This window comes from Celeribacter sp. SCSIO 80788 (assembly GCF_051054295.1).
Classification (GTDB): domain Bacteria; phylum Pseudomonadota; class Alphaproteobacteria; order Rhodobacterales; family Rhodobacteraceae; genus Celeribacter.
The window spans coordinates 2,610,987-2,636,026 of record NZ_CP150482.1 but is presented as its reverse complement, the minus strand read 5'-3'; the positions used below and the strand labels follow the sequence as shown (position 1 = coordinate 2,636,026).

Here is a 25,040-nt window from a genome sequence, read left to right as displayed (position 1 = left end):
TTGGATGATGACACAGAATGTCTCATTTCGCTGTTTCAGACTCTAACAGATTCCTTACCAAACCGTAAAGCGCGCTCGGGAATATGCAATAAACATGGTTAACCGCGGCCCATGCCTTTGCCCATGCCGCCGCCTTGCCCCTCCGCTGGCGCATCCAGATCCTTGATCGACGCTTCCGCCTCGCCATTGATCCAATAGCCCGCTGCCTTCAGCCAGGGCAAAGGATGTCCCATCGCCAAAACCGCCTCGCGCAATTGCTTGGCAATTCCGGCCTCCGTCGCGATCCAGACAAACGTGCCGGGCGTCAACTCAATCCGGGGCAGGGCATCGAGGAACGGTTTGGCCTCCGTGGCCTGATCCAGAGGGCGATGCAGCCAATGGATCGTCGCATCCGCCGCACTCTCGATCTCCTGCTCATCTTCGGCCCCCGGCACGGCGGCGAGCATCGTCACCTGCACGCCTGCGGGCAGCTCCTCGAGCTTGCGTCCCATCGCCGGAAGCGCGGTTTCATCGCCGATCAGGACCCAATGGGCAATCTCACCTTCGATCACCCGCGAGCCACGCGGGCCGCCGATTTGAACAGCGCTGCCTTCTTTCGCAGTCCGCGCCCAGCTCGCCGCCGGGCCTTCGCCATGATCGGCAAAGTCGATCACCAGTTCCTGCGCTTCGGTATCGAACCGGCGCGGCGTGTAATCGCGTTTCGCCATGCCGTCCGCACCGGGGACGAAAACCTTGAGGTGGTCGTCGAACGATCCGCTGGCGAAATCCGCAAGATCCGCACCGCTGAGCGTGACACGGATCATATGCGGCGTCAGCCGTTCGGATTTGGCCACGGTCAATTCGCGGAATTTCAACTCATGCCGCATGCGGCGGATCAACGGGGCATCCATCGAGTGGTCCTTTGTTTTGGGCGTTTCTACGCGTTGCCCAAAACAAAGTGTTTTACTCGGAAAAAGGCAAGTGCCCCGTTGTCACAGCACCTGTGCACTCACAAACGCGACAAAAGCGCCGCTGTCGGCCAGGCGTCGGCGGGCAGGCCGAGTTTCTCCTGAACGCTCTGCACCGCCTCGCGGGTTTTCTCGCCCAGAATGCCGTCGATCCCGCCAACATCGTAACCCATTTTGGTCAGCTTTTGTTGCAGTTGCTGCATCTGCGCGCCCGAAAGCCCCACATCTGGATTGCCCGCGCTATAGACCGGCGCGCCTTCGAGGCGGGTGGCGAAATAGGCCGCCGTGGTCACATAGACAAAGCTCTTGTTCCACTCGAAATAGACCTCGAAATTCGGATAGGCGAGGAAGGCCGGACCATTGCGCCCCATCGGCAGCAACACCGAGGCCTGCAAATTCCCGTTGCCGAGCGAGCCGGAGCGCGGCTGGACGCCCAGTTTGGCCCATTGGCTGACGGTCATTTTATGATTGAGCCCGGTTTTCGACCAATCGAGATTGGCGGGCAGCACGATCTCCTGAAGCCAAGGCTCATTCGCCCGCCAGCCGAGATGGCGCAGCATTTTCGCCCCGGACATCAGCGCATCGGGCGCGGAGGTTTTAAGCCGCACATGGCCGTCGCCGTCGCCATCGACACCGTTTTCCAAAATGTCTTTCGGCAGCATCTGCACCATGCCGATTTCCCCGGCCCATGCGCCTTGCGTGGTCGCCGGATCGAAATCACCATGTTCGAACAGGGTCAGCGCGGCAAAGACCTGCGGCTGGAACAGCTCGGGACGGCGGCAGTCGTGCGACAGCGTCATCAACGCGTTCAGCGTGTTGAAATTGCCCTGCACCTGGCCGAAATCCGTCTCCAGCGCCCAGAAGGCCAAAAGCACCCCGCGCGAGACGCCGTAATCGCGCTCGATCCGATCGAAGACGGTTTTGTATTTCGTCGCATTGGCCGCGCCGTTCTGCATCCGGTTCTGGCTGATCAGCGCGCGGGAGAAGTCGATGAAATTCTTCTGGAACACGCCCTGTGCGCGGTCGGCTTTGATCACGGCCGGGTCTTGACGCGCGGCGGCAAAGAACTGATCGACGGCGGATTTGGAATGGCCTTGCTGTAGGGCCGACTGCTTCATCTGGTTGACAAAGCTTGAGAAATTTCCGCCGCAGGGGACATCCGCAAAGGCGGGAGAGGCAAGGGAGAGGGCGAGCACGAGGCCGAGAGAACGCATGGATTTACCTTTTAAAGTCATATTGAGGGCACGATAGCGGGGCGCGCCGCGTCACGCAAATGACAGAACAGCGACGCAGATCAGGACAAAGGCCCAAGCGGCCCAGAGCCGCGCACAGGCGGCGTCGATATCGCGGGGCGTGGCCTCGCGACCGTTCGGATTGACCCATGGATAGCCGCGCATTTCGCCGTGATAGGCGCGGGGACCGGAGAGCGCGACGCCAAGACTGCGCGACAAAGCGGCCTCGGGCCAGCCGGCATTGGGCGACCGGTGCCGACGCGCCTCGGTGACGATCTCGCGCCAGAGCGACAGGGGCTTGCCCCATGGAAACAGCAGCACTGCCGTGAGCCGTGCCGGGATCAGGTTCAACACATCGTCGAGCCTTGCCGCAGCCCAGCCGAACTCCCGATGCCGTTCGGTGCGATAGCCGATCATGCTGTCGCCGGTGTTCACCACCTTGTAGATCAGAATCCCCGGCAGGCCCGCGACGAGGAACCAAAACGCAGGGGCGATCACCCCGTCGGAAAAATTCTCCGCCGCCGACTCGATGGCCCCACGCGCCACGGCGGCTTCGTCCAGCTCTGAGGTGTCCCGACCGACGATCATCGACACCGCATAACGCCCCTCCGACAATGAGCGTTCCAAGCCGCGCGTCACGGCCTTCACATGCTCGACCAGCGATTTCTGCGCCAAAAGCACCGCACCCAGAAAGACTTCGACCAAGGGAATTTGCCGAAGCACAAGCCCCAGCGCCGCCGCCCCGATCACCAGTCCGATCACCAAAAGAATGCCCTTGGTCTTACGCGCCGCGCCGCGATTAAACCGCCGATCCGCCCGGCCGATCAACCGCCCCATCAGCACCGCCGGATGCGGCACCCGGTCCCAAAGCCATTTCGGCTCCCCGAACACAGCGTCCAGCACCATGGCCAGACAAAGCGCCAGCGCGGTGCTCACAGCGCGTGCTCCAAAGCGGCTTCCAATTGCCCCCAACGCTCGGAGGGCGGCAGGCCAAGCCGCAGCCAGCGTCGGGAATAGGGAAAAAGCCGCGACCAGACATGATGCTCGGCCAGACGGGTCTGCACCGTATGGGCGTCGCCCACATCGTAAAGCCGGAACAATGTGGTGCCACCCACGAGTTTCGCGCCTTTGGCCTCCATCATCTCGTCGAGATGCGCCGCCTCCTGCGCCAGTCTGATCCGCGTGCGGATCGCCCACACCGGATCGTTCAACGCCGCCGTGCCGATGGCAAGCGCCGGTCCCGACACCGCCCATGGCCCGATCAGAGAGGCCAGACGGTCGATCAGATCCGGTGCGCCGATGGCAAAGCCGAGCCGCACCCCCGCCAGCCCCCAGAACTTGCCAAAGCTCTTGAGCACGATGGTGCGCCCGTCCCGCACCCGCGCGATATGGCTCTCCTCCGGCATCACATCACAGAAACTCTCGTCGATGATCGTCACGGGGGCGGTGAATTCCTCGTCCCGCCAGAGACGCCCGTCCGGGTTGTTCGGATGCACCGCGACCGCGACACTGGCCTTGCGCGTCGGGTCCGAGGTCAGCACCTCCCAGCCCTGCGCCCCAAACGCCCCGGCATGTTCGTTATAGGTCGGCGGCTGGATCTCCACTCTGCCTTTCGGCCAGAGCGCAGGCAGGCGCGCAATCAGGCTCGATGCGCCCGGCGCGGCCAGCACGGCGGCGCCATGATGCACCTGCCAGAACCCGCGCGCCGCCTGCACCAGCGCATCCTGCGCCGCAGCATCCGGAAGCGCCGTCCAGGCGTTTAGCGGAATGTCGCCGACGGGATAAGGCGTCGGATTGATCCCGGTCGAGAGGTCGATCCAGTCGGCTTTCTCCCCGCCCCATCGGGCCACCGCGGCGTCCAGCCCGCCGCCATGATCGCGCCGGTGACTCATGTCTCGTCATCCTTTTCGGTCGGCAAAGGCAGTTGCCGCGAGACGAAATGTCCCTTCACCCCCTGCGGCCAGTCGCGGAATGGCACCTGACCTGTGGCGGAGCCCGCATGCATCCGCGCATAGGCCACGATGGCCTCCGCGTCCGCCTCGGTTCCGTCAAATGTTCCAAGGGAATAGCCGATTTTTCCCGCGCCTTGCACGATCACGTTGCAGGCCCGTTCGCAGCCCATGGTGCAGCTCACCCGCCGGGTTTTGAGCCCCGCCGGATCGGCCCGGCGTTCGATGGCGTCGGCCAGCCGCGCGCCATCGGTCTGCGACTCACCGCGCTCCGCCCAGTCGGCGCGCTTGCAGCCTTCGCAAATCGTGATCCATGTCGGTGTGGAAATGGGTGTGCTCTCTGTCATGCATCGTGTTTTGCCGCAGCCTGTACAGAGTGCAAGATAAAATCTTAGCTTTTTATGCTGTGCTGCGGCGACGGGCCTGATTGACCCTGCCGTTCATGCTTCGTTAGGGTATGCTATCGAAGCCGGAAATCGTCAAACAACGTTGAGCGGAGCAGCTTGCGGCAGGGGCCGGAGGCAATAAGAAACATGCAGGTATTGATCGTCGAAAGCAGCCCGGAGGTCGGGCGCGTCTGGCAACGCCATCTGGAACGTCACGGTATGACCGTGGCGCTCGTGACGGGGCAGGAAGAGGCGATTCAGAAGCTGCAAAGCTCCGCCCCCGACCTCATTGTGCTCGATCTGGTCCTGAGCGAAGGCTCTGCCTTTGCTATTGCCGATTATGCCAATTATCGCCACCCGGACACGCGCGTGATCTTCACCACCAATTCGAGCTTCTTCTCCGACGGTTCGATCTTTCAGCATGTGGCCAATGCCTGCGCCTTTCTGCCGAAGGAAGTCGATCCGGAAGATCTGACCGCCATGGTGGAGCATTACGGCAAGACGGCCTCCTGAGCGTTTTGGCGTTTACCGCCGCCCGTGCGGCGCATCGAACTCCAGATCGGGCGTGACCGGCACGATCCGGTTCGGATTGATCGTGTCGTGGCTATAGTAATAGTGCCGCACGATATGATCGAAATGCGTCGTCTCGCGCACGCCGGGCATCTGATAAAGCTCCCGCGTGTAGCCCCAGAGGTTCGGGTAATCCTTCAACATCCGCCGATTGCATTTGAAATGCGTGTGATAGACCTTGTCGAAGCGCACCAGCGTGGTGAACAGCCGCCAGTCGGCTTCGGTCACGCGGTCCCCGGTGAGGTAACGGTTTTCCGCAAGAAGACCTTCGAGCCAGTTGAGACTGTCGAACAGCGGGCCGATGGCCTCGTCATAGGCCGCCTGCGTGGTGGCGAACCCGGCCTTGTAGACACCGTTGTTGACCGTGTCGTAGATGCGGGCGTTCAGAGTCTCGATCTCCGCGCGCAGATCTTCGGGCCAGAAATCGAACGTGTTGCCGGTGATGCCGTCAAAGGCCGAATTGAACATGCGGATGATTTCGGCGGATTCGTTGGAGACGATGGTGTTGCGGTGTTTGTCCCAAAGGATCGGCACCGTCACGCGGCCCGACATCTGCGGCGCTGCCTCGGTATAAATCTCGCGCAGGAAGCGCTTGCCCAAAAGCGTGTCGCCGGTGGCGCCTTCGAAATCCGTGGCAAAGGTCCAGCCGTCCTTGAGCATGTCCGGATGCACGACCGAGACGGAAATATGATCCTCAAGCCCTTTGAGCGCGCGAAAGATCAGCGTCCGGTGCGCCCAGGGGCAGGCATAGGAGACATAGAGGTGATAGCGCCCGCTTTCCGCCGCGAAGCCGCCTGTGCCCGAAGGCCCCGGCGCGCCGTCCGGGGTGATCCAGTTGCGAAACCCGGTGGTGGTCCGCTGAAACCGGCCACCGGAGGATTTGGTGTCGTACCACTGGTCATGCCAGATGCCGTCTTGCAGATAGCCCATCGGGGTCTCCTTTGTGTTCGGGACTGACCTAACCATTTTGGGGTTCTGTGCAAACAGGCCTGCGAGCGCATTGATGGTGCGCAGTTGCACATGTTCCCGCGGCGGCTGCGAAAGCATTTGCGCGCGCCGTGGCCCCTGCCTATACAGATTGCATGACGACGTCCCGACACGGGACCAGAGAGGTTGGCAGTGGCGGATCGACCCAATCCGGGGATCACGCGCAGCATCGTCAGACGTCCCAGCCTCCTTGATTTTTTGGACGGCCCCAAAAGGGCCAAAGACAAGGACTTGCCATGACATATCGTCTCGCCCCGTTCATCCATCTCTTCGGTCCATTTTCCGACGCGAGTCGCCCGTCCGCCGCCGAGAGCCTTCCTTCCGCAGGGCAAAGGGGCTGATCCATGAAAACCGGTGTGATGATTTGTGGCCATGGTTCGCGCAGCCAGGCCGCAGTGGACGAGTTTGCCGTTCTGGCAAAGAAACTCCCCGAATTGCTGCCCTCCGACTGGCTTGTTGATTACGGCTATCTGGAATTCGCCAACCCCGTGCTGCGTGACGGTCTCGACCGTCTGCGCGAGGCCGGATGCGACCGCATCCTCGCCGTGCCGGGCATGCTCTTCGCCGCCATGCATGCGAAAAACGACATCCCGACGGTGCTCAACACCTATGCTGCCAAACACGGGATCGAGGTCTCCTATGGCCGCGAACTGGGCGTCGATCCGAAAATGATTGCCGCCGCCGCAGGTCGTGTGCAAGACGCCGTCGACCGCGCCAATGCCACCCTCGGCGAGATGCCCCTACACGACACCTGTCTCGTGGTCATCGGGCGCGGTGCCTCCGACCCGGACGCCAATGCCAATGTCGCCAAGATCGCGCGCCTTCTTTGGGAAGGCATGGGCTTCGGCTGGTGCGAAATCGGCTATTCCGGCGTCACCTTCCCGCTCGTCGAACCCTGCCTGCAACATGTCGCGAAGCTCGGCTACAAACGCGTCATTGTCTTCCCCTATTTCCTCTTCACCGGCATCCTGATCGACCGCATCTACGGCTTTACCGATCAGGTCGCCGCCGACCATCCCGACATTCAATTCGTCAAGGCGGGCTACCTCAACGACCATCCGAAGGTGCTCGAGACCTTCGCCGAACGGGTGCTCGAACAGGATCATGACACGCCGATCCCGAATTGCGGCATCTGCGCTTATCGTGAACAGGTGCTCGCCTTGGAGCACGGCCACCACCATCACATCCGCCCGGAGGATCGTCAGCATCCGGCCTTCTCCCACACACCGCCGCCGACCTGTGTCCTGTGCAAATACCGCACCGAGGTGATCGGGTTTGAGGCCGAGGTGGGCGCGGTGCAGGAAAGCCATCACCACCATGTCGAGGGGCAGGGCGCCTCTGCGCCCGGCTCCAACGTGGCCGATTGCACGCTCTGCGACACGTTCTGCACGGGCCTGTGTCGGCTTGAGGCGGCGGATCGTCATCATGATCATCATCACCACCATGACCATCACCACGATGATCACCATCACCACCATGGCGATCACGGCCACCACCACCATCATGACCATCCGCATGATCACGATCACCACGACCACGATCACGCCCACGATCACCACCACCCGGTCTATCCGCACGCCAACCATCCGCTCGGCCCCGAATCCGCGCGCAAACCCAAAGGCTGAGCCATGCGCCCTTATGAAAAGGACCCGCAGGCGATCTATGCCCAGAGTTTCGCGACCGTCCGGCGGGAGGCCCGGCTGGACCGGTTCGACCCGGGCATGGAGCGCCTCGCGATCCGCCTGATCCACGCCTGTGGCATGGTCGAGGTGGCGGATCGTCTGGCCTATTCGCCAAACGCTTACGCTGCCGGACACGCGGCGCTGACATCCGGCGCGCCGATCCTCTGCGATTGCGAAATGGCCGGGGCCGGGATCATCCGGCGCTATCTTCCGGCAGAGAATGAAGTGATCGTCACGCTCAACGATCCTACGGTGCCGGAGCACGCCAAAGAAATCGGAACCACCCGGTCTGCCGCCGCCGTCGATCTCTGGGAACCGCATCTCGAAGGGGCTGTCGTTGCCATTGGCAATGCCCCCACCGCGTTGTTTCATCTTCTGGAACGGATCGAACAGGGCTTTCCGAAACCTGCCGTGATCCTTGGCTTCCCCGTCGGTTTCGTCGGTGCCGCCGAATCCAAGGCCGAACTGGCCGCCAACCCGCGCGGTTGCGAGTTCATCGCGCTCCGCGGGCGGCGCGGCGGATCGGCCATCGCTTCCGCCGCCGTCAACGCGCTTGCCGTCGGTCTGCCGGAGATCGGCGAATGAGCGCGCCCTGGCTCCATGTCATCGGTATCGGCGACAACGGTCTCGACAGCCTCGCCCCCGCCACCCGCGCCGTACTCGAAGACGCAGAGGTGATCTTCGGCGCGGACCGTCATCACGAGTTGACCGCGCCGCTCACCGCCGAACGCCGCGCCTGGCCCTCGCCCTTCGATGCGCTGATCTCCGATCTGAAATCCCTGCGGGGCCGCCGCGTCGCCGTGCTCGCCACGGGCGATCCGCTTTGGTACTCGGTCGGTGCCCGGATCGGTCGCGAAATCGACCCTTCCGAAATCCTCTATCACCCCCAGCTCTCCGCCTTCCAACTCGCCGCCTGTCGCATGGGCTGGTCGCTTGCCGATTGCGAAACCCTGACCATTCACGGGCGCCCGGCGGAGCAGGTCATCCCCTTCCTTGCCGCATCGCAGCAATTGCTGATTTTGACAAAAGGATCGGAAAGCCCATCAAAAATTGCGCAAATTTTGCGTGACCGTGGTTTTGCGCCCTCTCGCATGACGGTGCTCGCGCATATGGGCGGAGCAGAGGAGGCGCGCTTTGACGGCAACGCCGCCGGCTGGTCGCATGAGGTGCCGGAGTTCCACACCCTCGCCGTCGAGCTGATCGCGGAAGACGGCGCAACGCTCCTGCCGCGCTTCGGCCTCCCGGACCATGCATTTGTCTCAGACGGCAACATGACCAAGCAAGAGGTCCGCGCCGTGACCCTCGCCAAACTCGGCCCGGTGCGCGGCGGTCTGCTCTGGGACATCGGTTGCGGCTCCGGCTCCGTCGCCATCGAATGGATGCGCGCCGCCCGCGATGCCCGTGCCATCGGGATCGAGCACCGTGCCGACCGTCGCGCTTTGGCGGCACAGAACGCCTTGGCGCTTGGTGCTCCCGCGCTCAAACTCATCGACGCCAAAGCACCCGACGGCCTCTCCGATCTGCCCGCTCCCGATGCGGTGTTCATCGGCGGCGGCCTCACGCGTGAGGTGGTCGAGATTGCCCTTGTCGCGCTCAAGCCGCACGGGCGTCTCGTCGCCAATGCGGTGACGCTGGAGGGCGAGGCCATGCTCCTTTCGCTGCGCAGCGAATTTGGCGGAGACCTTTCTCGCCTGTCGGTGTCCCGCGCCAAACCCGTCGGCAGCCTCTCGGGCTGGAAACCCTTCATGCCCGTCACGCAATGGAGCCTCACGAAATGACCGGAACACTCTACGGCGTCGGTCTCGGCCCCGGCGATCCCGAGTTGATGACCCTCAAGGCGGCGCGCCTCATTGGAGGCGCGAAAGTTATCGCCTATCCGACGCTCGCCGGCGGCAGCTCGTTCGCCCGCTCCATCGCGGCGGGTCACATCGCGCAAGACACGCGCGAGATCGTCATGGACATTCCCATGACCGTCGACCGCGGCCCGGCGCAGGCCGCCTACGATTTCGGGGCCGTCGCCATCCGAGCCGAACTGGACGCCGGTCATGACGTGGTCGTGTTGTGTGAAGGCGATCCGTTTTTCTACGGTTCTTTCATGTATCTTTACGCCCGTCTGCGCGCCGATTATCCGGTCGAGGTGGTCCCCGGCGTCAGCTCCGTTATGAGTTGCGCCGCCGTCGCGGGCCTGCCGCTCGCTGCGCGCAACGAGGTCGTGACCATCCTCCCCGCGCCGGAACTTGCCCGACGTTTGTCCGACACAAGTCCGACGCAAATCCTACCGCCCTGTGACACGCTTGTGGTGATGAAACTCGGGCGTCATCTCAAAGCTGTTCGCAGCGTGATTGAGGCGGCCGGGCTGACCGACAAAGCGGTCTATATCGAGCGCGCATCCACCCCGGATGAAACGATTTTGCCGCTCGCGCAAGCACCTGAAAAGGCACCGTATTTTTCCATGATCCTCATCGTGAAAGGGGCCGATCCATGGCTGTGACCCCTGTTGTCGTGGCGCTCAGCGCGTCTGGCGAGACAACCGCCGCAAAAATCGCCGTCGACCTTGGCGCAGAGCTGCATGGCCGGGAAGGTCGCACCAGCGCAAAGATAAGCTTTCCCAATGCCTTAGACCATGTGCGCGACCTCTTCGCGGCGGGTATTCCAGTGATCGGCGTTTGCGCCTCCGGCATCCTGATCCGCGCCGTCGCGTCGCTTCTGAACGACAAGACAACCGAGCCTCCGGTGATCTCCGTCTCCGATGACGGCTCCGTCGTCGTGCCCCTCCTCGGTGGCCATCGCGGTGCCAATCGCCTGGCGCAACAGATCGCGCAACTCCTTGATGCCAAAGCCGCAATCACCACCGCCGGAGACGTAGCGCTTGGCATCGCACTGGACGAACCGCCCTTGGGCTATCGCCTCGCAAACCCGGAAAACGCCAAATCTGCCATGGCGGCGCTGCTGGCCGGGGAGGGCGTTTCCCTTGAGGGGGAGAACATTTTCGAGCTGACAGATCAGGGCGGGGAGGTGGTGTTGTCGGTGACCGAAACGCCTGACGCGCCGGGACCGAAACGCCTCGTCTATCATCCGCAACGCTACGCCCTCGGCGTCGGCTGCGCGCGCAATGCCGACCCGGAAGAGCTTTGGCAAAACGTCTCGGATATGCTTTCGGATCAAGGGGTTGCGCTTGGGGCGGTTGCCTCGGTCAACACCATTGATCTGAAGGCGGACGAACCGGCGATGAATGCTTTGGCGGCGCGGCTTGGCGTGCCTTTGCGGCTTTTCACGGCGGCGGAGCTGGAGGCGCAAGCCGACCGTCTGGCCAATCCGTCGGAGGTCGTTTTCGCCGAGGTCGGCTGTCATGGCGTCGCGGAAGGTGCGGCGCTGGCGGCGGGTGGGACGCTGTTTGAGGAGAAACGCAAGACGGCGAACACGACTTGTGCGCTGACCCGTTCGGAGGCGCCGCTCACGACGCTGAAAGGCCGCACCAGAGGTCGGCTTTCGGTTGTCGGCATCGGGCCGGGGCAGGCAAGCTGGCGCACGCCGGAAGTGTCGAAATTGATCTCGGAAGCCGAAGAACTGGTCGGTTATGGCCTTTATATTGATCTTCTCGGTCCGCTCGCCGCTGGCAAAATCCGCAGCGATTTTCCGCTGGGCGGAGAAGAGGATCGCTGCCGTTACGCATTGGAACAGGCCGCAAAAGGCAAGACTGTCGCGCTGGTCTGCTCCGGCGATGCGGGGATTTACGCCATGGGCGCGCTGGTCTTCGAGTTGCTCGCTCGCATGCCGGAAGACCACGGTGTCTCCGATGCCGCACGGCGGGTCGAGGTCATCTGTTCTCCGGGCGTGTCGGCGCTGCAAGGCGCTGCGGCACGGGCCGGGGCACCCTTGGGCCATGATTTCTGCGCGATCTCTCTGTCGGACTTGCTGACCCCGCGCGACGACATCCTACGCCGTCTCAAAGCCGCCGCCGAGGGCGATTTCGTCATCGCCTTCTACAACCCGGTCTCGAAAAAGCGCCGCACGCTTCTGGCCGAAGCGCGAGAGATCTTGTTGAAACACCGCCCGGCGGACACGCCCGTCATGCTGGCCTCGAACCTCGGGCGCTCGACGGAATATGTACGCTACCGGCGGCTCGATGCGCTTGAGGTCGATGAGGTGGACATGCTGACCGTCGTGCTGGTCGGGTCGTCCAACACACGTTTGGTGCATCTTGGCGAAGGCCCGAGGATGTTCACGCCGCGGGGTTATGCCCGCCGCATCGACGGCGATTTGCAAGGCGTCGGCAACCGCCATCTGGAGGACATGCAATGACGGTCTATTTCATCGGCGCTGGTCCCGGCGATCCGGAGCTTTTGACGAAAAAGGCGGAGCGGATCATCGGTCAATGTCCGGTCTGTCTCTATGCCGGGTCTCTGGTGCCGCCAGAGGTTGTCGGCTGTGCGCCTGAGGGGGCGCGGGTGCTTGATACTGCTCCTATGACGCTGGATGAAACCCACGCTGAAATCAAAATGGCACATGAAAATGGTTTTGATGTCGCGCGTGTGCACAGCGGGGACCCCTCTCTCTATGGTGCCATTGCCGAACAGATCCGTCGTTTGAGGGCCGATGGTATTCCTTATGAGATCATCCCGGGCGTCCCCGCCTATGCCGCGGCGGCGGCGGCGCTGGGGCAGGAGTTGACCATTCCGGAGATCGCGCAGAGCATCGTTTTGACGCGGGTTTCGATGAAATCCACCTCCATGCCCGCGGGTGAAACGCTTGAGAATTTCGCGCGTACCGGCGCGACGCTCGCCATTCATCTCGGCATTCGCAACCTGCGCGAAATCGAGCGACAATTGGCCCCGCATTACGGTGCAGACTGTCCGGTGGCGGTGGCTTATCGGGTCGGCTGGCCGGATCAGACGCTGATCCGGGGCACGCTTTCGGACATTCACGAAAAGGTCCGGGCGGCCAAGATCACGCGTACGGCTCTGATTCTCGTGGGGCCTGCGCTTGGCGAGGTGGCGGAGTTCAAGGACTCTGCGCTTTACGATCCGGCCATGCCACATGTCTTGCGGCCCCGGGTGAAAGGGTAATCTGCGGCAATCGGGTGACGTTTGGCCCTCAGGCGTGAAACTGCCGTTAACGTTAACTTGACGCAAACCAATCCCGTGCCATCCTTATCGTAGAACGACCGTCACGGAGGATGACATGACCGATGTTTTGCCGAAAGAGGTGCTTGAGGGGCTCGAACTGGCGCGCAAACGTGACCTGAAGAAACGGTCGCGGCTCCGGGTGAAGGTCGGCGATGCGACCTATCCGATCCTGCGGACATGGGACAATGGCTTTGCGCTGGATCGTGACAATGCCGATCATCTGCGCGGGCTGGTCGATGTCTTCGACGGGTCGAAACATCTGTATCAGGCGCTGATCGTGGCCTCTATGGAAGAGGATCACGAGATGAGTTTCGAGTTCAAGCGCGCGACCTGTGCTGCCGAGAAGCCGCCTTTGGATTACGACCGGCCCGATGACGCGCCGGTCGCACTTTTGCCGCGCTGATCACTGAAGATCGCTGAACGCCTCCTTGAGGCGGGAACAGGCAGTTTCGACAAGACTGCGCGGTGTGGCAAGGTTGAACCGCAGGTAAAGCTCACCGCCCTTGCCGAAGGTCGGCCCATGGTTCGGCGCGATATGCGCGGTTTTCTCGACCCGCGCGGTGAACTCTTCGCGCGACATGCCGGTGCCGGAGAAATCGACCCAGGCGAGATAGGTGGCTTCCAACGGCATGGACGTCAGGCCCGGGATCTCGGCAATGGCGGCATCGAAAATCTGACGGTTGCCATCGAGGTAATCGACCAGCTCATCGACCCAGACGGCCCCTTCCGGGCTATAGGCTGCGGTGGCCATTTCAAGACCGAAAGAGTTTGCCGAAATGCCAAGCGCCGCCATGCGGGAGGCGAATTTGGCGCGCAGTTTCGCGTCGGCGATGATCACATTGCCGGAATGCGTCCCGGCGATGTTAAAGGTCTTCGTCGTCGCCGACATCATGATCAGCCGGTCTTCGATCCCTTCGATCAGGGCCATCGGCGTGTGGGTATGACCGGGCATCACCAGATCGTGGTGAATTTCGTCGGACACGAGGATAAGGTTGTGGCGTTTGCAGAACGCAGCCACGCCCTCCAGCTCCGCACGGGTCCAGACGCGCCCGCCCGGATTGTGCGGCGAGCAGAGCACAAGCATGGTTTCCTTGCCGGTCATGATCCTGTCCCAAGCGTCGAAATCCATGACATATTTGCCGCCGTCGAGCGCCAGAGGGCATTCGACGATCTCGCGACCGGCGGCTTTGATGACCCGATGAAACGCGTGGTAGACGGGTGTCATAAGGACGATTCCATCGCCGGGTTTGGTAAACGCATCGATGCATAGCGCCGTGCCGTTCACCAAGCCATGCGTCGTGAAAATCCACGCCGGGTCGATCGTCCAGCCATGACGGGTTTTCATCCACCACTGGATCGCGGCGTGATACGCGCTCTCATCGCCGAAATAGCCGTAGACACCATGCGCCGCCATGTTCTCCAGTGCCTGTTGCACGGCGGACGGTGGGCGGAAGTCCATATCCGCGACCCACATTGCGATGCCATCCTCGGCGGGAACGCCATAGATCTTTTCCATCATATCCCATTTGGCGCAATGGGTGCCGAAGCGGTTGATGATCGGGTCGAACAGCGGATTGGTCATGGAAGGCTCCCTGAAATCATTGCCCGCGAGCCTAATCGTCCCCTTGGTCGAAGGAAAACCGAAAATCCTGCCGATGGGGCTGCGCGTTTTCGGTGCTGCACAGTTGCGCGGCATCGGCGCAGGGATTACATGCATCTCATGACACTGAAACCGATCCTCATTCATCCCGACCCGCGCCTCAAAAAGCACTGCGATCCTGTCACCGAGTTCGACAAGGATCTCGCGCGCTTTGCCGACGATATGCTCGAGACCATGTACGATGCGCCGGGTATCGGTCTGGCCGCGCCGCAGGTCGGGCTGATCAAGCGCCTCTTGGTGATGGACTGCGCCAAGGACAGCAAATCCGGGCCGGAACCGATGGTTCTGGTGAATCCCGAGGTGACGTGGAAAAGCGACGAACGCAACGTCTATGAGGAGGGCTGTCTGTCGATTCCCGGCCAATATGCCGATGTGGAGCGCCCGAAGATGGTCCGTGTCAGCTGGCAGGATGTCGAAGGCAAGTCGCACGAACAGGAGTTCGACGAATTGTGGGCCACCTGCGTTCAGCACGAGATCGACCATCTCGACGGGGTTCTGTTCATCGACTATCTCAAGCCGTTGAAGCGTCAGATGATCACCCGCAAGATGCAGAAGCTCAAACGCGAGAAGGCCCGTCTCTGATGGCTTTGCGCGAGATCCTGCTTTGGCCGGATGCGCGGCTGAGCACGTCCTGCGCGCCGGTGGATGACATCACGGACGACATTCGCACGCTCGTTTCCGACATGTTCGACACGATGTATAACGCCCCCGGCCGGGGCCTCGCAGGGCCGCAGGTTGGCGCGATGCTGCGGCTTTTCGTGATGGATGCGACGTGGAAGGAAGGGGAGAAATCTCCTCTCGTCGCAATCAATCCCAAGATCACCGACCTGTCCGAGGACACTTGCGAGATGGACGAAGGCTGTCTTTCGATTCCCGGCATCACCGCGACCGTCACCCGCCCCGCGCGCATCACGCTCTCATGGACCGATCTCGACGGCCTGCGCCACACGCGCGAGATGAAAGGGGCCGAGGCGCGCATCATTCAGCACGAATACGACCATCTCGACGGGTTGGTACATTTCGACCGGCTCGATGCGAAAACCCGCGCCCGTCTCGAGGAGATTTACGCATGACCATTCGTCCCTTCTTGCCCTATCCCGACAAGCGGCTGAAAACCAAGGTGCCGCCGGTCGAGGCGATCACCGACGAGATCCGCGCCATCTGGGCCGATATGGTCGAGACCATGGACGCCATGCCGGGCTATGGCCTCGCCGGGCCGCAGATCGGCGTGATGCAACAATTGGCCGTGGTCGATTGTTCGGAGGAGCGTGGCAAGGCGATCAAGCTTGCCAATCCCGAGGTGCTGCACGCCTCCGTGCAGCCGCGCGAACACGAGGAAGCCTCGCCGAACCTGCCCGGCATGTCCGCCGTAATCTCCCGCCCGCGGGCCGTCACCGTGCGGTTTCTCAACGAGGAGGGCGAGGTGGAAGAGCGCGATTTCGTTGGCCTCTGGGCGACTTCGGTGCAGCACCAGATCGACCACCTGAACGGCAAGATGTATTTCGACAACTTGAAGCCGGTGAAACGTCAGATGTTCCTGAAAAAGGCCAAGAAAGCCGGAGCGATGAAATGAGAGTGATCTTCATGGGCAGCCCCGAGTTTTCGGTTCCGGTGCTCGACGCGCTGGTCGAGGCGGGCCATGAGATCGCCTGCGTCTATTGCCAGCCGCCGCGTCCGGCGGGACGGGGCAAGAAAGATCGCCCGACCCCGGTTCAGGCCCGTGCCGAAGAACTTGGTCTGCCGGTGCGCCATCCAGTGAATTTCAAAGACCCCGCCGATGTCGCCGACTTCGCGGCGCTAAATGCCGAGATTGCCGTGGTCGTGGCCTATGGTCTGCTGTTGCCGCAAAGCATTCTCGATGCGCCGGAACTCGGGTGTATTAACATCCACGCTTCGCTCCTGCCGCGTTGGCGCGGCGCGGCTCCAATCCACCGAGCGATCCTCGAAGGGGACAACAAAACCGGCGTCTGCATCATGCAGATGGAAGCAGGGCTGGACACTGGCCCAGTGCTCATGGTGGATGAGACTGTGATATCCGATGAGGATACCACCTCTACACTTCATGATCGTTTGTCACTGTTGGGAGCATCTCTTGTTGTCGAGGCTCTGGAAGATATAATTGATCTCGTTCCTGCTCCTCAGCCTGAAACCGGCGTCACCTACGCCAAGAAAATCGACAAATCCGAGGCGCATATCGACTGGACCCGCCCTGCCGCCGAGATCGACCGGCAAATCCGCGGCCTCTCGCCCTTTCCGGGCGCATGGGCCACGCTGAACGGGGAACGGATCAAATTCCATATGTCGCGCGTGACCGAATGCGCGGGCGCTCCTGGCGAGGTGATCGGTGATTTCACCATCGCTTGCGGGGAAGGCGCCGTCGAAATTCTCACCGCGCAGCGCGAGGGCAAACGTGCTATGCCGGTGGCGGAGATTTTGAAAGGGCTGGATCTGCCGGAGGGCAGCCGGTTCGAGTGAGGGCAACGCCATGTTTCCAGTGATGATCGGCACTATCGTGATCGCGGGCATCGTCGGCTACGCCAGCGAGCGGACCGGCTTCACTCGCAATGGCATCCTGCCCTCGATCATCATCTGTGTCGGAGGCGCGTTTCTCGCCTATTTCATCCGGTTGATGTTCGGCATTGGGTTTGGGTCTCCGGGGCTGAACGCCATCGCCTCCTCGATCGGCGCGCTGCTCATCGTGCCGACCCATTGGCGGAGGCGCTGATCCGATGCCGGTTCTCTTCCTGATCATCGTCGGCGCGGCGGCGGGCTTTATCGCCACCCGCATCATGGATCTGAAAACCGATCTGATCACCACCGTGGTCATCGGAATGCTGGGCGCCTTGATCGGCGGGCTGGTGCTGCGGTTTCTGTTGATGCTCTCCGGCGTGGCCGCCGGGTTTGTCGGCGCAATCCTTGGCGCGATGGCTCTGATCTGGGCATGGAAAGTCCTGAGAGCTCGGAAATGATCTGGCTTCTGTCCATTCCCGGTATGATCGCGCGCATCCTCTTCGGCCTCGGGCTTTGGCTCATGTTCCGCCCCGGCGGTTGGTTCGTCGCCTGTTGCCTTGCGGTGGCGGCGACATGGTACATCAAGACCTGAGGGCTCAGTTCCTCGGCGGGCGCGATTTATAGACCGGCAAAGACCAGCCCCAGATCATGCTGCCTGCGCGCAGCGTGAATGTCAGAATGCCACAGAGAATAAATTCCAGAACGCGCGGAAACTCCATATAAGACGCAAAAAGCAGCGCCAGCGCCCCGGCCAGAGCGGCGGAGGCGTAAAGCTCGCCTTGCTTGAGCACCAAGGGCACTTCGTTACAGACCACATCCCGCATCAGCCCGCCAAAACAGCCGGTCGCCACCCCCATGAGCGCCACGATCACCGGCGGTTGCCCGAGCTTGAGCGCCACCCCGGCCCCCGCGGCGACCGCCACCGAAAGCGCCACGGCATCGGCCCACATCAGTGCCTTTTGACGGCTCTCGAACAGATGCGCGGTGAAAAACACCGCGGCGGCCACGAGACAGGCGATGATGATATAGGTCGGGTCGGCGATCCAGAACACGGCGTCGCGGTTCAAAAGCACATCGCGCAACGTGCCGCCACCCACGGCGGTGAGGCAGGCGACAAAGGCAAAGCCGACCAGATCGAGCTGGGCGCGGGAGGCGGCGAGCGCGCCGGAGATCGCGAACACGATCACCGAGGCATAATCGAGCGCCGCCAGCGGGGTCATGACCCGCTCGCCTTCGACGGTTTGAATGGCGCCATGCCCGCGCGGGCCAACTCATCGGCGCGCTCGTTTTCCGGATGACCGGCGTGGCCCTTGACCCATTCCCAAGTCACATCGTGGCGCTTTTGCGCCTCGTCGATGCGTTGCCAAAGATCGACATTCTTCACCGGTTTCTTTGCCGCGGTTTTCCAACCGTTGCGCTTCCAGCCGTGAATCCAACCCGTCACCCCGTTTTTCACATAGGCGCTGTCGGTGATCACCGTGATATGCGACGGACGTTCCAGCGTCTCGAGCGCAGTGATCGCCGCCAAAAGCTCCATGCGGTTGTTGGTGGTCTCCGCTTCGCCGCCCTTGAGCTCGCGCTCCTTCAGGACCGTGTCGCCGTCTTTCGCGACAAGCAAAGCGCCCCAGCCACCCGGGCCGGGATTTCCGGAGCAAGCCCCGTCGGTATATGCGTAAAATTCAGCCATGACAAAGCAGGGTGATATAGCGCCCGGCGGTGCCGTCAAGCCCCACGCCGTCAAACAGTCGTCGATCCGTGATCGTAAACCCTGCGGCGTTGAGGAGCCCCTCAAGCTCCGCCTCGCCGTAATATGTGTAATAGCGTCCAAGCTTGTCCGGCCCGGCGCCCTCGCCAAGCTTCATGGCAATGTGAAACAGGCCTTTGGGTTTCAGCGCGCGGTGAATGCGACTGAGCAGATCGGGCAGGGCATCACGTTTGGCATGAAGCAGGCTGAAATTGGCCCAGATACCATCAAAACGGCCTGTCTCGGACAGCTCATTGAACCGTGCCAGACGGGTCGTAACGCCCTTATGCTGCGCAGCAAGGCGCAGCATTTCTGCGGATGCGTCCCAGGCGTCGATGTGAAAGCCCTGGCTCGCGAACCAGCCGGAATATTGCCCGGGTCCGCAGCCGAAATCGAGAATACGCGCGGCTTCGGGGAGCTCGTCTGCGAAGGCCTGCGCCTGCGGCAATTCAAAAAGCTGCGTGTTGCGCGCGGCATAGGCCGCGGCCTGCGTATCGTAGATCGAAATGGTCGGATCGACCCCGTTCATGCAGGCTCCCGCAGCACACGCGGCACTTTGAATTCGACATTTTCCTGCGCCGTTTCCACCAGCTCGACGGTCACGTCATAGCGGTCGCGGAAGGCGTCGATCACCTCGTTGACCAGCACCTCGGGCGCGGAGGCCCCGGCGGTGATGCCGACCGAAGTGATGCCTTCGAGCGCGCGCCAGTCGATGTCCGGCGCCCGCTGCACGAGCTGGGAATAGGCACAGCCATTGGCTTTGCCCACTTCGACCAGACGTTTGCTATTCGAACTATTCGGCGCACCGATGACCAAAAGTGCGTCGATATTTGAGGCAATGGCTTTCACCGCAGCCTGCCGGTTGGTTGTGGCGTAGCAGATGTCTTCCTTGTGCGGGCCGACGATATTCGGGAAACGGGCCCGAAGAGCCGCAATCACATCGACCGTGTCATCGACCGACAATGTCGTCTGGGTGATGAAGGCCATGCGTTCCGGATCGCGCACCTCAAGCCCCGGCACATCGTCGGGCGTTTCGACCAGAAGAACCTCGCCCTCGGGCAGTTGTCCCATCGTCCCGATGGTCTCCGGGTGACCGGCGTGGCCGATCATGATCATCTGAAGCCCGTCGGCATGATGGCGCTCCGCCTCGATATGCACCTTGGACACCAGCGGACAGGTGGCATCGACATAGACCATCTCGCGTTTGGCGGCCTCGGCGGGCACGGCTTTCGGCACGCCATGGGCGGAGAAAATCACCGGCCGGTCGTCGGGGCAATCGGTCAGCTCCTCGACGAAAATCGCGCCCTTGGCCTTGAGCCCGTCGACCACGAATTTGTTGTGGACGATCTCATGGCGGACAAAGACCGGCGGGCCCCATTTCTCGATCGCCATTTCAACGATCTTGATCGCCCGATCCACACCGGCGCAGAACCCGCGCGGCGCGGCAAGATAAAGCGTGAGAGGGGGTTTGGGGGTCGTATCGGTCATGGCGCGCTCCTGATCTTTTTCAGAGGTAGCTTTGAACGTGCCCGAGTGCAACGACGGGGAAAAGAAAAGCCCCCGGGGAGGGGGCTTTCTCGATCAGTTCTCGTAACCTTCGTCGTCGCGCGGTTCGCGCGGCGGGCGACCGATCACATCCTTGAGGTCGTTCAGCTCGATGAAATTGTCGGCCTGACGGCGCAGCTCATCGGCGATCATCGGCGGCTGGGTCTTGATCGTGGAGACCACGGAGACGCGCACGCCCTGGCGTTGCAGGCTTTCGACCAGCGGGCGGAAATCGCCGTCGCCGGAGAAGATCACGATGTGATCGACATGGGGCGCAAGCTCCATCGCATTCACTGCGAGCTCGATGTCCATGTTGCCCTTGATCTTGCGGCGACCCATCGAGTCGGTGAACTCCTTGGCGGGCTTCGTGACCATGGTGAACCCGTTGTAGTTCAGCCAGTCGACCAGCGGACGGATCGGCGAATAGTCGTCGTTTTCCAGAAGGGCGGTGTAGTAAAAAGCGCGCAGAAGTTTGCCGCGACGCATGAATTCCTGTCGGAGAAGTTTGTAATCGATATCGAATCCAAGCGATTTCGCTGCCGCATAAAGATTCGAACCATCGATGAACAAGGCAAGCCGTTCATCTTTGTAAAACATCTAAAGGTCCTTTTATCTTGTCTTTTTTGGACGACCGCTGGACGCGGTGCGTCAGTTGTTCTTGGCTTTCTGCACAGTGAAATAGTATGAAACCGGCCAAATCAACACTTGTCTAAATATATAGGGCGGACGGGTCAGGTGGGTAAACAAACCGACAACTGGGCAAAAAGGCGCGCATGGATTGCGTTTGGGGCGAATCTGCCGTCGACCGCCGGCGCGCCGATCGAGACATTGCGCGCGGCTGTGCGCGATTTGAAGGACGCAGATCTTGCGATCACGGCGGTGAGCGGCATTTACGAGACCCCCTGCTTCCCGAAAGGGGCTGGGCCGGATTACATCAATTTCGCCGCCGAGATCGAGACAAGCCTCGCCCCGGAGGCGCTTCTTGCCCGTCTCCATGAGGTCGAGCATTCCTTCGGCCGGGTGCGCAAGATCCGCTGGGCCGGGCGTCCGATCGATCTCGATCTGATGGCGGTGGAGGGCGAGGTTCTGCCCGACATCGCTTCTGTGAACAGTTGGATCACACTGCCTTTGGCCGAGCAGAGCGTGCGCGCCCCGGACCAACTGATCCTGCCGCATCCGCGCATTCAGGACCGGGCTTTCATGCTGATTCCCTTCGCCGATCTCGCGCCCGACTGGCGGCACCCGATCCTCGGACAAACCGTGGCGGAGATGCTCGCGTCCCGTCCCGAGGCGGAGAAATCCGAGGTGAAACCCCTCGCAGGCCTCGAAATCCTGCCCGAATAGGGGTAGAATGAGTGGAAAGGGCGCTTGTCAAGGGCGGGGGGAGCGCCTAAATAGAGCCTTTGAATTGCACCCCCCGTCTGAACGATTGGAGATCCCATGGCCCGCGTGACCGTTGAAGATTGCGTCGACAAGGTTCCGAACCGCTTCGAGCTCGTGATGCTCGCCGCACACCGTGCCCGCGAAATCGCCGCAGGCTCCTCGCTGACCGTGGATCGCGACAACGACAAGAACCCGGTCGTCGCTCTGCGCGAGATCGCCGAGGAAACTCAATCCGCCGACGCGCTGCGCGAGCGGATGATCGAAAGCCATCAGACCCAGATCGAGGTCGATGAGCCGGAAGACGATCAGATGGCGCTTCTCATGGGCCAAGAGGCCGACAAGCCGGTCGAGGACGACATGTCCGAAGAGAAACTGCTGCGCGCGCTGATGGAAGCGCAGGGTCAAAACTAAGATGCGGGGCCCTATGGCCCCAATCCACGGAGTTCGCGGACCAAAATGATCGACGTCGAAGACCTGATCGCACTGGTCCGCAACTACAACCCCAAGACAAATGCCGATCTGATCCGCGAGGCCTATGCCTACGGGCGCGAGATGCATGAGGGGCAGTTCCGCCGCTCAGGGGAACCCTATTTCACCCATCCCGTCGCTGTTGCCGCTATCCTGACCGAGCAATCGCTCGACGATGCGACGATCATCACGGCACTTCTTCACGACACGATCGAAGACACCCGCGCCTCTTACCAGGAGGTCGCGCGCAAGTTCGGCGAAGAGATCGCAGAACTGGTCGATGGGGTGACGAAGCTTACCAACCTGCAACTCTCCTCGACAGAGACCAAACAGGCGGAAAACTTCCGCAAGCTGTTCATGGCGATGTCGAAGGACCTGCGGGTGATCCTCGTCAAACTCGCCGACCGTCTGCACAACATGCGGACGATCAAGTCGATGCGCCCGGAGAAACAGCTCCAGAAAGCGCGCGAGACCATGGACATCTATGCGCCCTTGGCGGGCCGCATGGGGATGCAATGGATGCGCGAGGAGTTGGAGGATCTGTCTTTCCGGGTCATTAACCCGGAGGCGCGCAATTCGATCATCCGCCGTTTCATCACGCTGCAACGTGAGACCGGCGATGTGATCCACAAGATCACCAACGACATCCGCGCCGAGTTGGAGCGCGAGGACATCGACGCCGACGTGTTCGGACGGGCCAAGAAACCCTATTCGATCTGGCGCAAGATGGAGGAGAAGCAACAAAGCTTCTCCCGTCTCTCCGACATTTACGGCTTCCGCGTCATCACCCGCTCCGAGATGGATTGCTACCGTGTCCTCGGCGTGATCCACCAACGCTGGCGTGCCGTACCGACCCGGTTCAAAGACTATATCTCGCAGCCGAAATCCAACGGCTATCGCTCGATCCACACCACCGTGTCGGGGCGCGACGGCAAGCGGGTGGAGGTGCAGATCCGCACCCGGCAGATGCACGAGGTCGCGGAATCGGGCGTCGCCGCCCACTGGTCCTATCGCGATGGCGTGCGGGCGAAGAACCCCTTTGCCGTCGATCCGACGAAATGGCTGGCGAGCCTCACCGAGCGTTTCGAGAATGCCGAGGATCACTCCGAATTCCTCGAACACGTCAAGCTCGAGATGTATTCCGACAAGGTCTTCACCTTCACGCCCAAGGGCGAGGTGGTGTCCCTGCCGAAAGGCGCAACGCCGCTGGATTACGCCTATTCGATCCACACCCGGATCGGCGACAGTTGCGTGGGCGCCAAGGTGGACGGCATCCGTGTGCCGCTCTGGACCCGGCTGAAAAACGGCCAGTCGGTGGAAATTCTCACCGCCGAGGGCCAGCGTCCCCAAGGCACATGGCTCGACATCGTCGTGACCGGTCGCGCCAAGGCGGCGATTCGCAAATCCCTGCGCGAGGAAGACCGCGAACGTTTCGTCAAGCTGGGCCGGGAACTGGCCCGCGTGGCCTTCGAACATGTCGGCAAGAAGGCGTCTGAAAAGGCGCTGGCGACGGCGGCGAAACAGATGTCTTTGGGCACTGCCGAAGAGCTTCTGGCCCGTCTGGGCTCTGCCGAGCTGGCCGCCTCCGACGTGGTGCGCACGGTCTATCCGGAGCTGGTGCGCGAAAGCTCGGCCATCGACTCGAAACGTGCGGTTCTGGGTCTCTCCGAGGGCGAAAGTTACAATCGCGCGCAATGTTGCCAACCGGTCCCCGGCGAGCGTATCGTCGGCATCACCTATCGTGGCAAGGGCGTGGTGATCCATGCCATCGATTGCCCCTGTCTCGAAGAGCTCGAGGCCGAGACCAACCGCTGGATCGACCTGCAATGGCATTCCGGGCCACATGCGCCGGAGTATACCGTTACGCTCGATATCACGATCTCGAACGACACCGGGGTGCTCGGGCGGATCTGCACGCTGATCGGTGAGCAGAAGGCGAATATCTCGGATCTGCGCTTCGAGGATCGCAAGCCCGATTTCTATCGGCTGATCGTCGATGTGGACCTGCGGGACGTCGAGCATCTTCATGCGGTGATGCTGGCGCTCGAGGCGGAAAGTGACGTGGCACGGGTGCGCCGGTACAGGAATTTGGACAGACGGCCCTGAGCGGCCCACGGGAGACAGGTTGGTTTTCAAACGCCGGGATAAGCTGACGCCGATGCAATGGCTGGCGCAAGCCCTCTGGCCGAAACGCGGCTGGGGGCGGGCCGTGCAATATCTGAAACACCGGCTGCACCGTCTTCCCGACACGCCGCACAAGATCGCCCGGGGCGTTTTTGCTGGCGTCTTCACCGTTTTCACTCCGTTTTTCGGTCTGCATTTCATCATCGCGGCGCTTCTGGCCAAGCTGATGCGCGGCAATGTCATCGCCGCTTTGCTCGCGACCTTTGTCGGCAACCCGCTGACCTATGTGCCGATCGGGGTGATCTCGCTCAAGATGGGGCATTTCCTCTTGGGCACCCGGTTCGATCCGAATCACGAGCGCAGTTTCATCGGCAAGTTCTTCGATGCCGCCGACGATTTCTGGCGCAATTTCCTCGCGCTTTTTACCGACCGGGACACGAACTGGGACGCGCTGATCCGCTTCCTGCACGAGATCTTCTTTCCCTATCTGGTCGGTGGCATCATTCCCGGTCTCATTGCGGGGCTTGCGGCCTATTATATCACCCTGCCGATGATCACCGCCTATCAGGCGCGCCGTCGCGGCAAGCTCAAGGCCAAGCTCGAAGAGCTGCGCCGCAAGAAACAGGCCAAGAAAGCCGCGCACAAGCCTTGATCGGCACCATTAGAAATTGTCGGTTTTCTTTCCCGGCCCGCGCGCTATGGTCCGCTCAAACGCAAACCGTCTGG

31 protein-coding genes are annotated in these 25,040 nt (G+C 61.8%); 19 read left to right on the top strand and 12 right to left on the bottom strand.

Going from position 1 to position 25,040, the window contains the following annotated elements; all coding sequences use genetic code 11:
• Window positions 1-98: 98 nt before the first annotated feature.
• The 5 genes from V1471_RS13320 to V1471_RS13300 all read right to left on the bottom strand — a co-directional run bounded on the left by V1471_RS13320 (window position 99) and on the right by V1471_RS13300 (window position 4,475).
• Window positions 99-890, bottom strand: a complete 792-nt coding sequence (locus V1471_RS13320; protein WP_434289416.1) for a siderophore-interacting protein — start codon at window positions 888-890, stop codon at window positions 99-101.
• Window positions 891-988: 98 nt separating this feature from the next.
• Complete coding sequence (locus V1471_RS13315; protein WP_434289414.1) at window positions 989-2,161, bottom strand: lytic murein transglycosylase; 1,173 nt, start codon at window positions 2,159-2,161, stop codon at window positions 989-991.
• Between the two features lie 51 nt (window positions 2,162-2,212).
• Window positions 2,213-3,115, bottom strand: a complete 903-nt coding sequence (cbiB, locus tag V1471_RS13310; RefSeq protein WP_434289412.1) for an adenosylcobinamide-phosphate synthase CbiB — start codon at window positions 3,113-3,115, stop codon at window positions 2,213-2,215.
• Complete coding sequence (locus tag V1471_RS13305; RefSeq protein WP_434289410.1) at window positions 3,112-4,071, bottom strand: threonine-phosphate decarboxylase; 960 nt, start codon at window positions 4,069-4,071, stop codon at window positions 3,112-3,114. Before V1471_RS13305 ends, cbiB begins: the two co-directional genes overlap by 4 nt.
• Window positions 4,068-4,475, bottom strand: coding sequence for a DUF1636 family protein (locus V1471_RS13300; protein ID WP_434289408.1), 408 nt, complete (start codon window positions 4,473-4,475; stop codon window positions 4,068-4,070). The genes V1471_RS13305 and V1471_RS13300 overlap by 4 nt, the downstream gene beginning before the upstream one ends.
• Window positions 4,476-4,661: 186 nt before the next feature.
• On the opposite strand from V1471_RS13300, the gene V1471_RS13295 reads away from it, so the two are divergent.
• Complete coding sequence (locus V1471_RS13295; protein WP_434289407.1) at window positions 4,662-5,027, top strand: response regulator transcription factor; 366 nt, start codon at window positions 4,662-4,664, stop codon at window positions 5,025-5,027.
• 12 nt (window positions 5,028-5,039) lie between these two features.
• Here V1471_RS13295 and V1471_RS13290 read toward each other — a convergent pair whose 3' ends face one another.
• The gene (locus tag V1471_RS13290) at window positions 5,040-6,014 is read right to left on the bottom strand and encodes a glutathione S-transferase family protein (protein ID WP_434289405.1); all 975 of its coding nucleotides are present in this window, start codon (window positions 6,012-6,014) and stop codon (window positions 5,040-5,042) included.
• A 401-nt stretch (window positions 6,015-6,415) separates the two neighbouring features.
• Between V1471_RS13290 and V1471_RS13285 the strand changes: the two genes are divergently transcribed.
• The 7 genes from V1471_RS13285 to V1471_RS13255 all read left to right on the top strand — a co-directional run bounded on the left by V1471_RS13285 (window position 6,416) and on the right by V1471_RS13255 (window position 13,282).
• A complete protein-coding gene (locus tag V1471_RS13285) occupies window positions 6,416-7,696 on the top strand; it encodes a sirohydrochlorin chelatase (protein ID WP_434289403.1) in 1,281 nt (426 codons plus the stop codon).
• Between the two features lie 3 nt (window positions 7,697-7,699).
• Window positions 7,700-8,338 carry a precorrin-8X methylmutase gene (locus V1471_RS13280; RefSeq protein WP_434289402.1) on the top strand — a complete coding sequence of 213 codons (639 nt, stop codon included), beginning with the start codon at window positions 7,700-7,702 and terminating at the stop codon, window positions 8,336-8,338.
• Window positions 8,335-9,531 (top strand): precorrin-6y C5,15-methyltransferase (decarboxylating) subunit CbiE, encoded by a 1,197-nt coding sequence (gene cbiE / locus V1471_RS13275; protein ID WP_434289400.1) that lies wholly within the window; start codon window positions 8,335-8,337, stop codon window positions 9,529-9,531. The genes V1471_RS13280 and cbiE overlap by 4 nt, the downstream gene beginning before the upstream one ends.
• Window positions 9,528-10,244: a precorrin-2 C(20)-methyltransferase gene (gene cobI / locus V1471_RS13270; protein ID WP_434289399.1), complete on the top strand. Its 717-nt coding sequence runs from the start codon at window positions 9,528-9,530 to the stop codon at window positions 10,242-10,244. The genes cbiE and cobI overlap by 4 nt, the downstream gene beginning before the upstream one ends.
• A complete protein-coding gene (gene cobJ / locus V1471_RS13265) occupies window positions 10,235-12,055 on the top strand; it encodes a precorrin-3B C(17)-methyltransferase (protein ID WP_434289398.1) in 1,821 nt (606 codons plus the stop codon). The genes cobI and cobJ overlap by 10 nt, the downstream gene beginning before the upstream one ends.
• Window positions 12,052-12,819 (top strand): precorrin-4 C(11)-methyltransferase, encoded by a 768-nt coding sequence (cobM, locus tag V1471_RS13260; protein ID WP_434289397.1) that lies wholly within the window; start codon window positions 12,052-12,054, stop codon window positions 12,817-12,819. The genes cobJ and cobM overlap by 4 nt, the downstream gene beginning before the upstream one ends.
• A gap of 115 nt (window positions 12,820-12,934) precedes the next feature.
• Window positions 12,935-13,282, top strand: a complete 348-nt coding sequence (locus V1471_RS13255; RefSeq protein ID WP_434289395.1) for a hypothetical protein — start codon at window positions 12,935-12,937, stop codon at window positions 13,280-13,282.
• On the opposite strand, the gene V1471_RS13250 is transcribed toward V1471_RS13255, so the two are convergent.
• Window positions 13,283-14,461: a MalY/PatB family protein gene (locus V1471_RS13250; RefSeq protein WP_434289393.1), complete on the bottom strand. Its 1,179-nt coding sequence runs from the start codon at window positions 14,459-14,461 to the stop codon at window positions 13,283-13,285. It lies immediately after the preceding gene.
• Window positions 14,462-14,599: 138 nt separating this feature from the next.
• Between V1471_RS13250 and def (V1471_RS13245) the strand changes: the two genes are divergently transcribed.
• The 7 genes from def (V1471_RS13245) to V1471_RS13215 are packed head-to-tail and all read left to right on the top strand — an operon-like array spanning window position 14,600 to window position 17,642.
• Window positions 14,600-15,121 (top strand): peptide deformylase, encoded by a 522-nt coding sequence (def, locus tag V1471_RS13245; protein ID WP_434289392.1) that lies wholly within the window; start codon window positions 14,600-14,602, stop codon window positions 15,119-15,121.
• Window positions 15,121-15,612: a peptide deformylase gene (gene def, locus V1471_RS13240; RefSeq protein ID WP_434289390.1), complete on the top strand. Its 492-nt coding sequence runs from the start codon at window positions 15,121-15,123 to the stop codon at window positions 15,610-15,612. The genes def (V1471_RS13245) and def (V1471_RS13240) overlap by 1 nt, the downstream gene beginning before the upstream one ends.
• Window positions 15,609-16,112, top strand: a complete 504-nt coding sequence (gene def, locus V1471_RS13235) for a peptide deformylase (protein ID WP_434289389.1) — start codon at window positions 15,609-15,611, stop codon at window positions 16,110-16,112. The genes def (V1471_RS13240) and def (V1471_RS13235) overlap by 4 nt, the downstream gene beginning before the upstream one ends.
• Window positions 16,109-17,014, top strand: a complete 906-nt coding sequence (gene fmt / locus V1471_RS13230; RefSeq protein ID WP_434289387.1) for a methionyl-tRNA formyltransferase — start codon at window positions 16,109-16,111, stop codon at window positions 17,012-17,014. Before def (V1471_RS13235) ends, fmt begins: the two co-directional genes overlap by 4 nt.
• 10 nt (window positions 17,015-17,024) lie before the next feature.
• Window positions 17,025-17,264, top strand: coding sequence for a hypothetical protein (locus tag V1471_RS13225; RefSeq protein ID WP_066707945.1), 240 nt, complete (start codon window positions 17,025-17,027; stop codon window positions 17,262-17,264).
• Between the two features lie 4 nt (window positions 17,265-17,268).
• Window positions 17,269-17,508, top strand: a complete 240-nt coding sequence (locus V1471_RS13220; protein ID WP_434289385.1) for a GlsB/YeaQ/YmgE family stress response membrane protein — start codon at window positions 17,269-17,271, stop codon at window positions 17,506-17,508.
• Window positions 17,505-17,642 (top strand): hypothetical protein, encoded by a 138-nt coding sequence (locus tag V1471_RS13215; RefSeq protein ID WP_434289383.1) that lies wholly within the window; start codon window positions 17,505-17,507, stop codon window positions 17,640-17,642. The genes V1471_RS13220 and V1471_RS13215 overlap by 4 nt, the downstream gene beginning before the upstream one ends.
• Before the next feature lie 4 nt (window positions 17,643-17,646).
• Here the strand turns inward: V1471_RS13215 and V1471_RS13210 are convergent, their stop codons facing one another.
• The 5 genes from V1471_RS13210 to V1471_RS13190 all read right to left on the bottom strand — a co-directional run bounded on the left by V1471_RS13210 (window position 17,647) and on the right by V1471_RS13190 (window position 20,936).
• Entirely contained in the window at window positions 17,647-18,270 is a 624-nt protein-coding gene (locus V1471_RS13210) for a trimeric intracellular cation channel family protein (protein WP_434289381.1), read from the bottom strand.
• Window positions 18,267-18,737: a ribonuclease HI gene (gene rnhA, locus V1471_RS13205; protein WP_434289379.1), complete on the bottom strand. Its 471-nt coding sequence runs from the start codon at window positions 18,735-18,737 to the stop codon at window positions 18,267-18,269. Before rnhA ends, V1471_RS13210 begins: the two co-directional genes overlap by 4 nt.
• A complete protein-coding gene (locus V1471_RS13200; RefSeq protein WP_434289377.1) occupies window positions 18,730-19,323 on the bottom strand; it encodes a class I SAM-dependent DNA methyltransferase in 594 nt (197 codons plus the stop codon). The genes rnhA and V1471_RS13200 overlap by 8 nt, the downstream gene beginning before the upstream one ends.
• The gene (ispH, locus tag V1471_RS13195; RefSeq protein ID WP_434289375.1) at window positions 19,320-20,282 is read right to left on the bottom strand and encodes a 4-hydroxy-3-methylbut-2-enyl diphosphate reductase; all 963 of its coding nucleotides are present in this window, start codon (window positions 20,280-20,282) and stop codon (window positions 19,320-19,322) included. The genes V1471_RS13200 and ispH overlap by 4 nt, the downstream gene beginning before the upstream one ends.
• 93 nt (window positions 20,283-20,375) lie before the next feature.
• Entirely contained in the window at window positions 20,376-20,936 is a 561-nt protein-coding gene (locus tag V1471_RS13190; RefSeq protein ID WP_434289373.1) for an NYN domain-containing protein, read from the bottom strand.
• A 138-nt stretch (window positions 20,937-21,074) separates the two neighbouring features.
• Between V1471_RS13190 and folK the strand changes: the two genes are divergently transcribed.
• The 4 genes from folK to V1471_RS13170 all read left to right on the top strand — a co-directional run bounded on the left by folK (window position 21,075) and on the right by V1471_RS13170 (window position 24,966).
• Window positions 21,075-21,683, top strand: coding sequence for a 2-amino-4-hydroxy-6-hydroxymethyldihydropteridine diphosphokinase (folK, locus tag V1471_RS13185; RefSeq protein ID WP_434289371.1), 609 nt, complete (start codon window positions 21,075-21,077; stop codon window positions 21,681-21,683).
• Between the two features lie 96 nt (window positions 21,684-21,779).
• A complete protein-coding gene (rpoZ, locus tag V1471_RS13180) occupies window positions 21,780-22,133 on the top strand; it encodes a DNA-directed RNA polymerase subunit omega (protein WP_066707970.1) in 354 nt (117 codons plus the stop codon).
• Window positions 22,134-22,178: 45 nt separating this feature from the next.
• Entirely contained in the window at window positions 22,179-24,296 is a 2,118-nt protein-coding gene (locus V1471_RS13175; RefSeq protein WP_434289369.1) for a RelA/SpoT family protein, read from the top strand.
• Between the two features lie 19 nt (window positions 24,297-24,315).
• Window positions 24,316-24,966 carry a DUF2062 domain-containing protein gene (locus V1471_RS13170; RefSeq protein ID WP_434289368.1) on the top strand — a complete coding sequence of 217 codons (651 nt, stop codon included), beginning with the start codon at window positions 24,316-24,318 and terminating at the stop codon, window positions 24,964-24,966.
• Window positions 24,967-25,040: the final 74 nt, after the last annotated feature.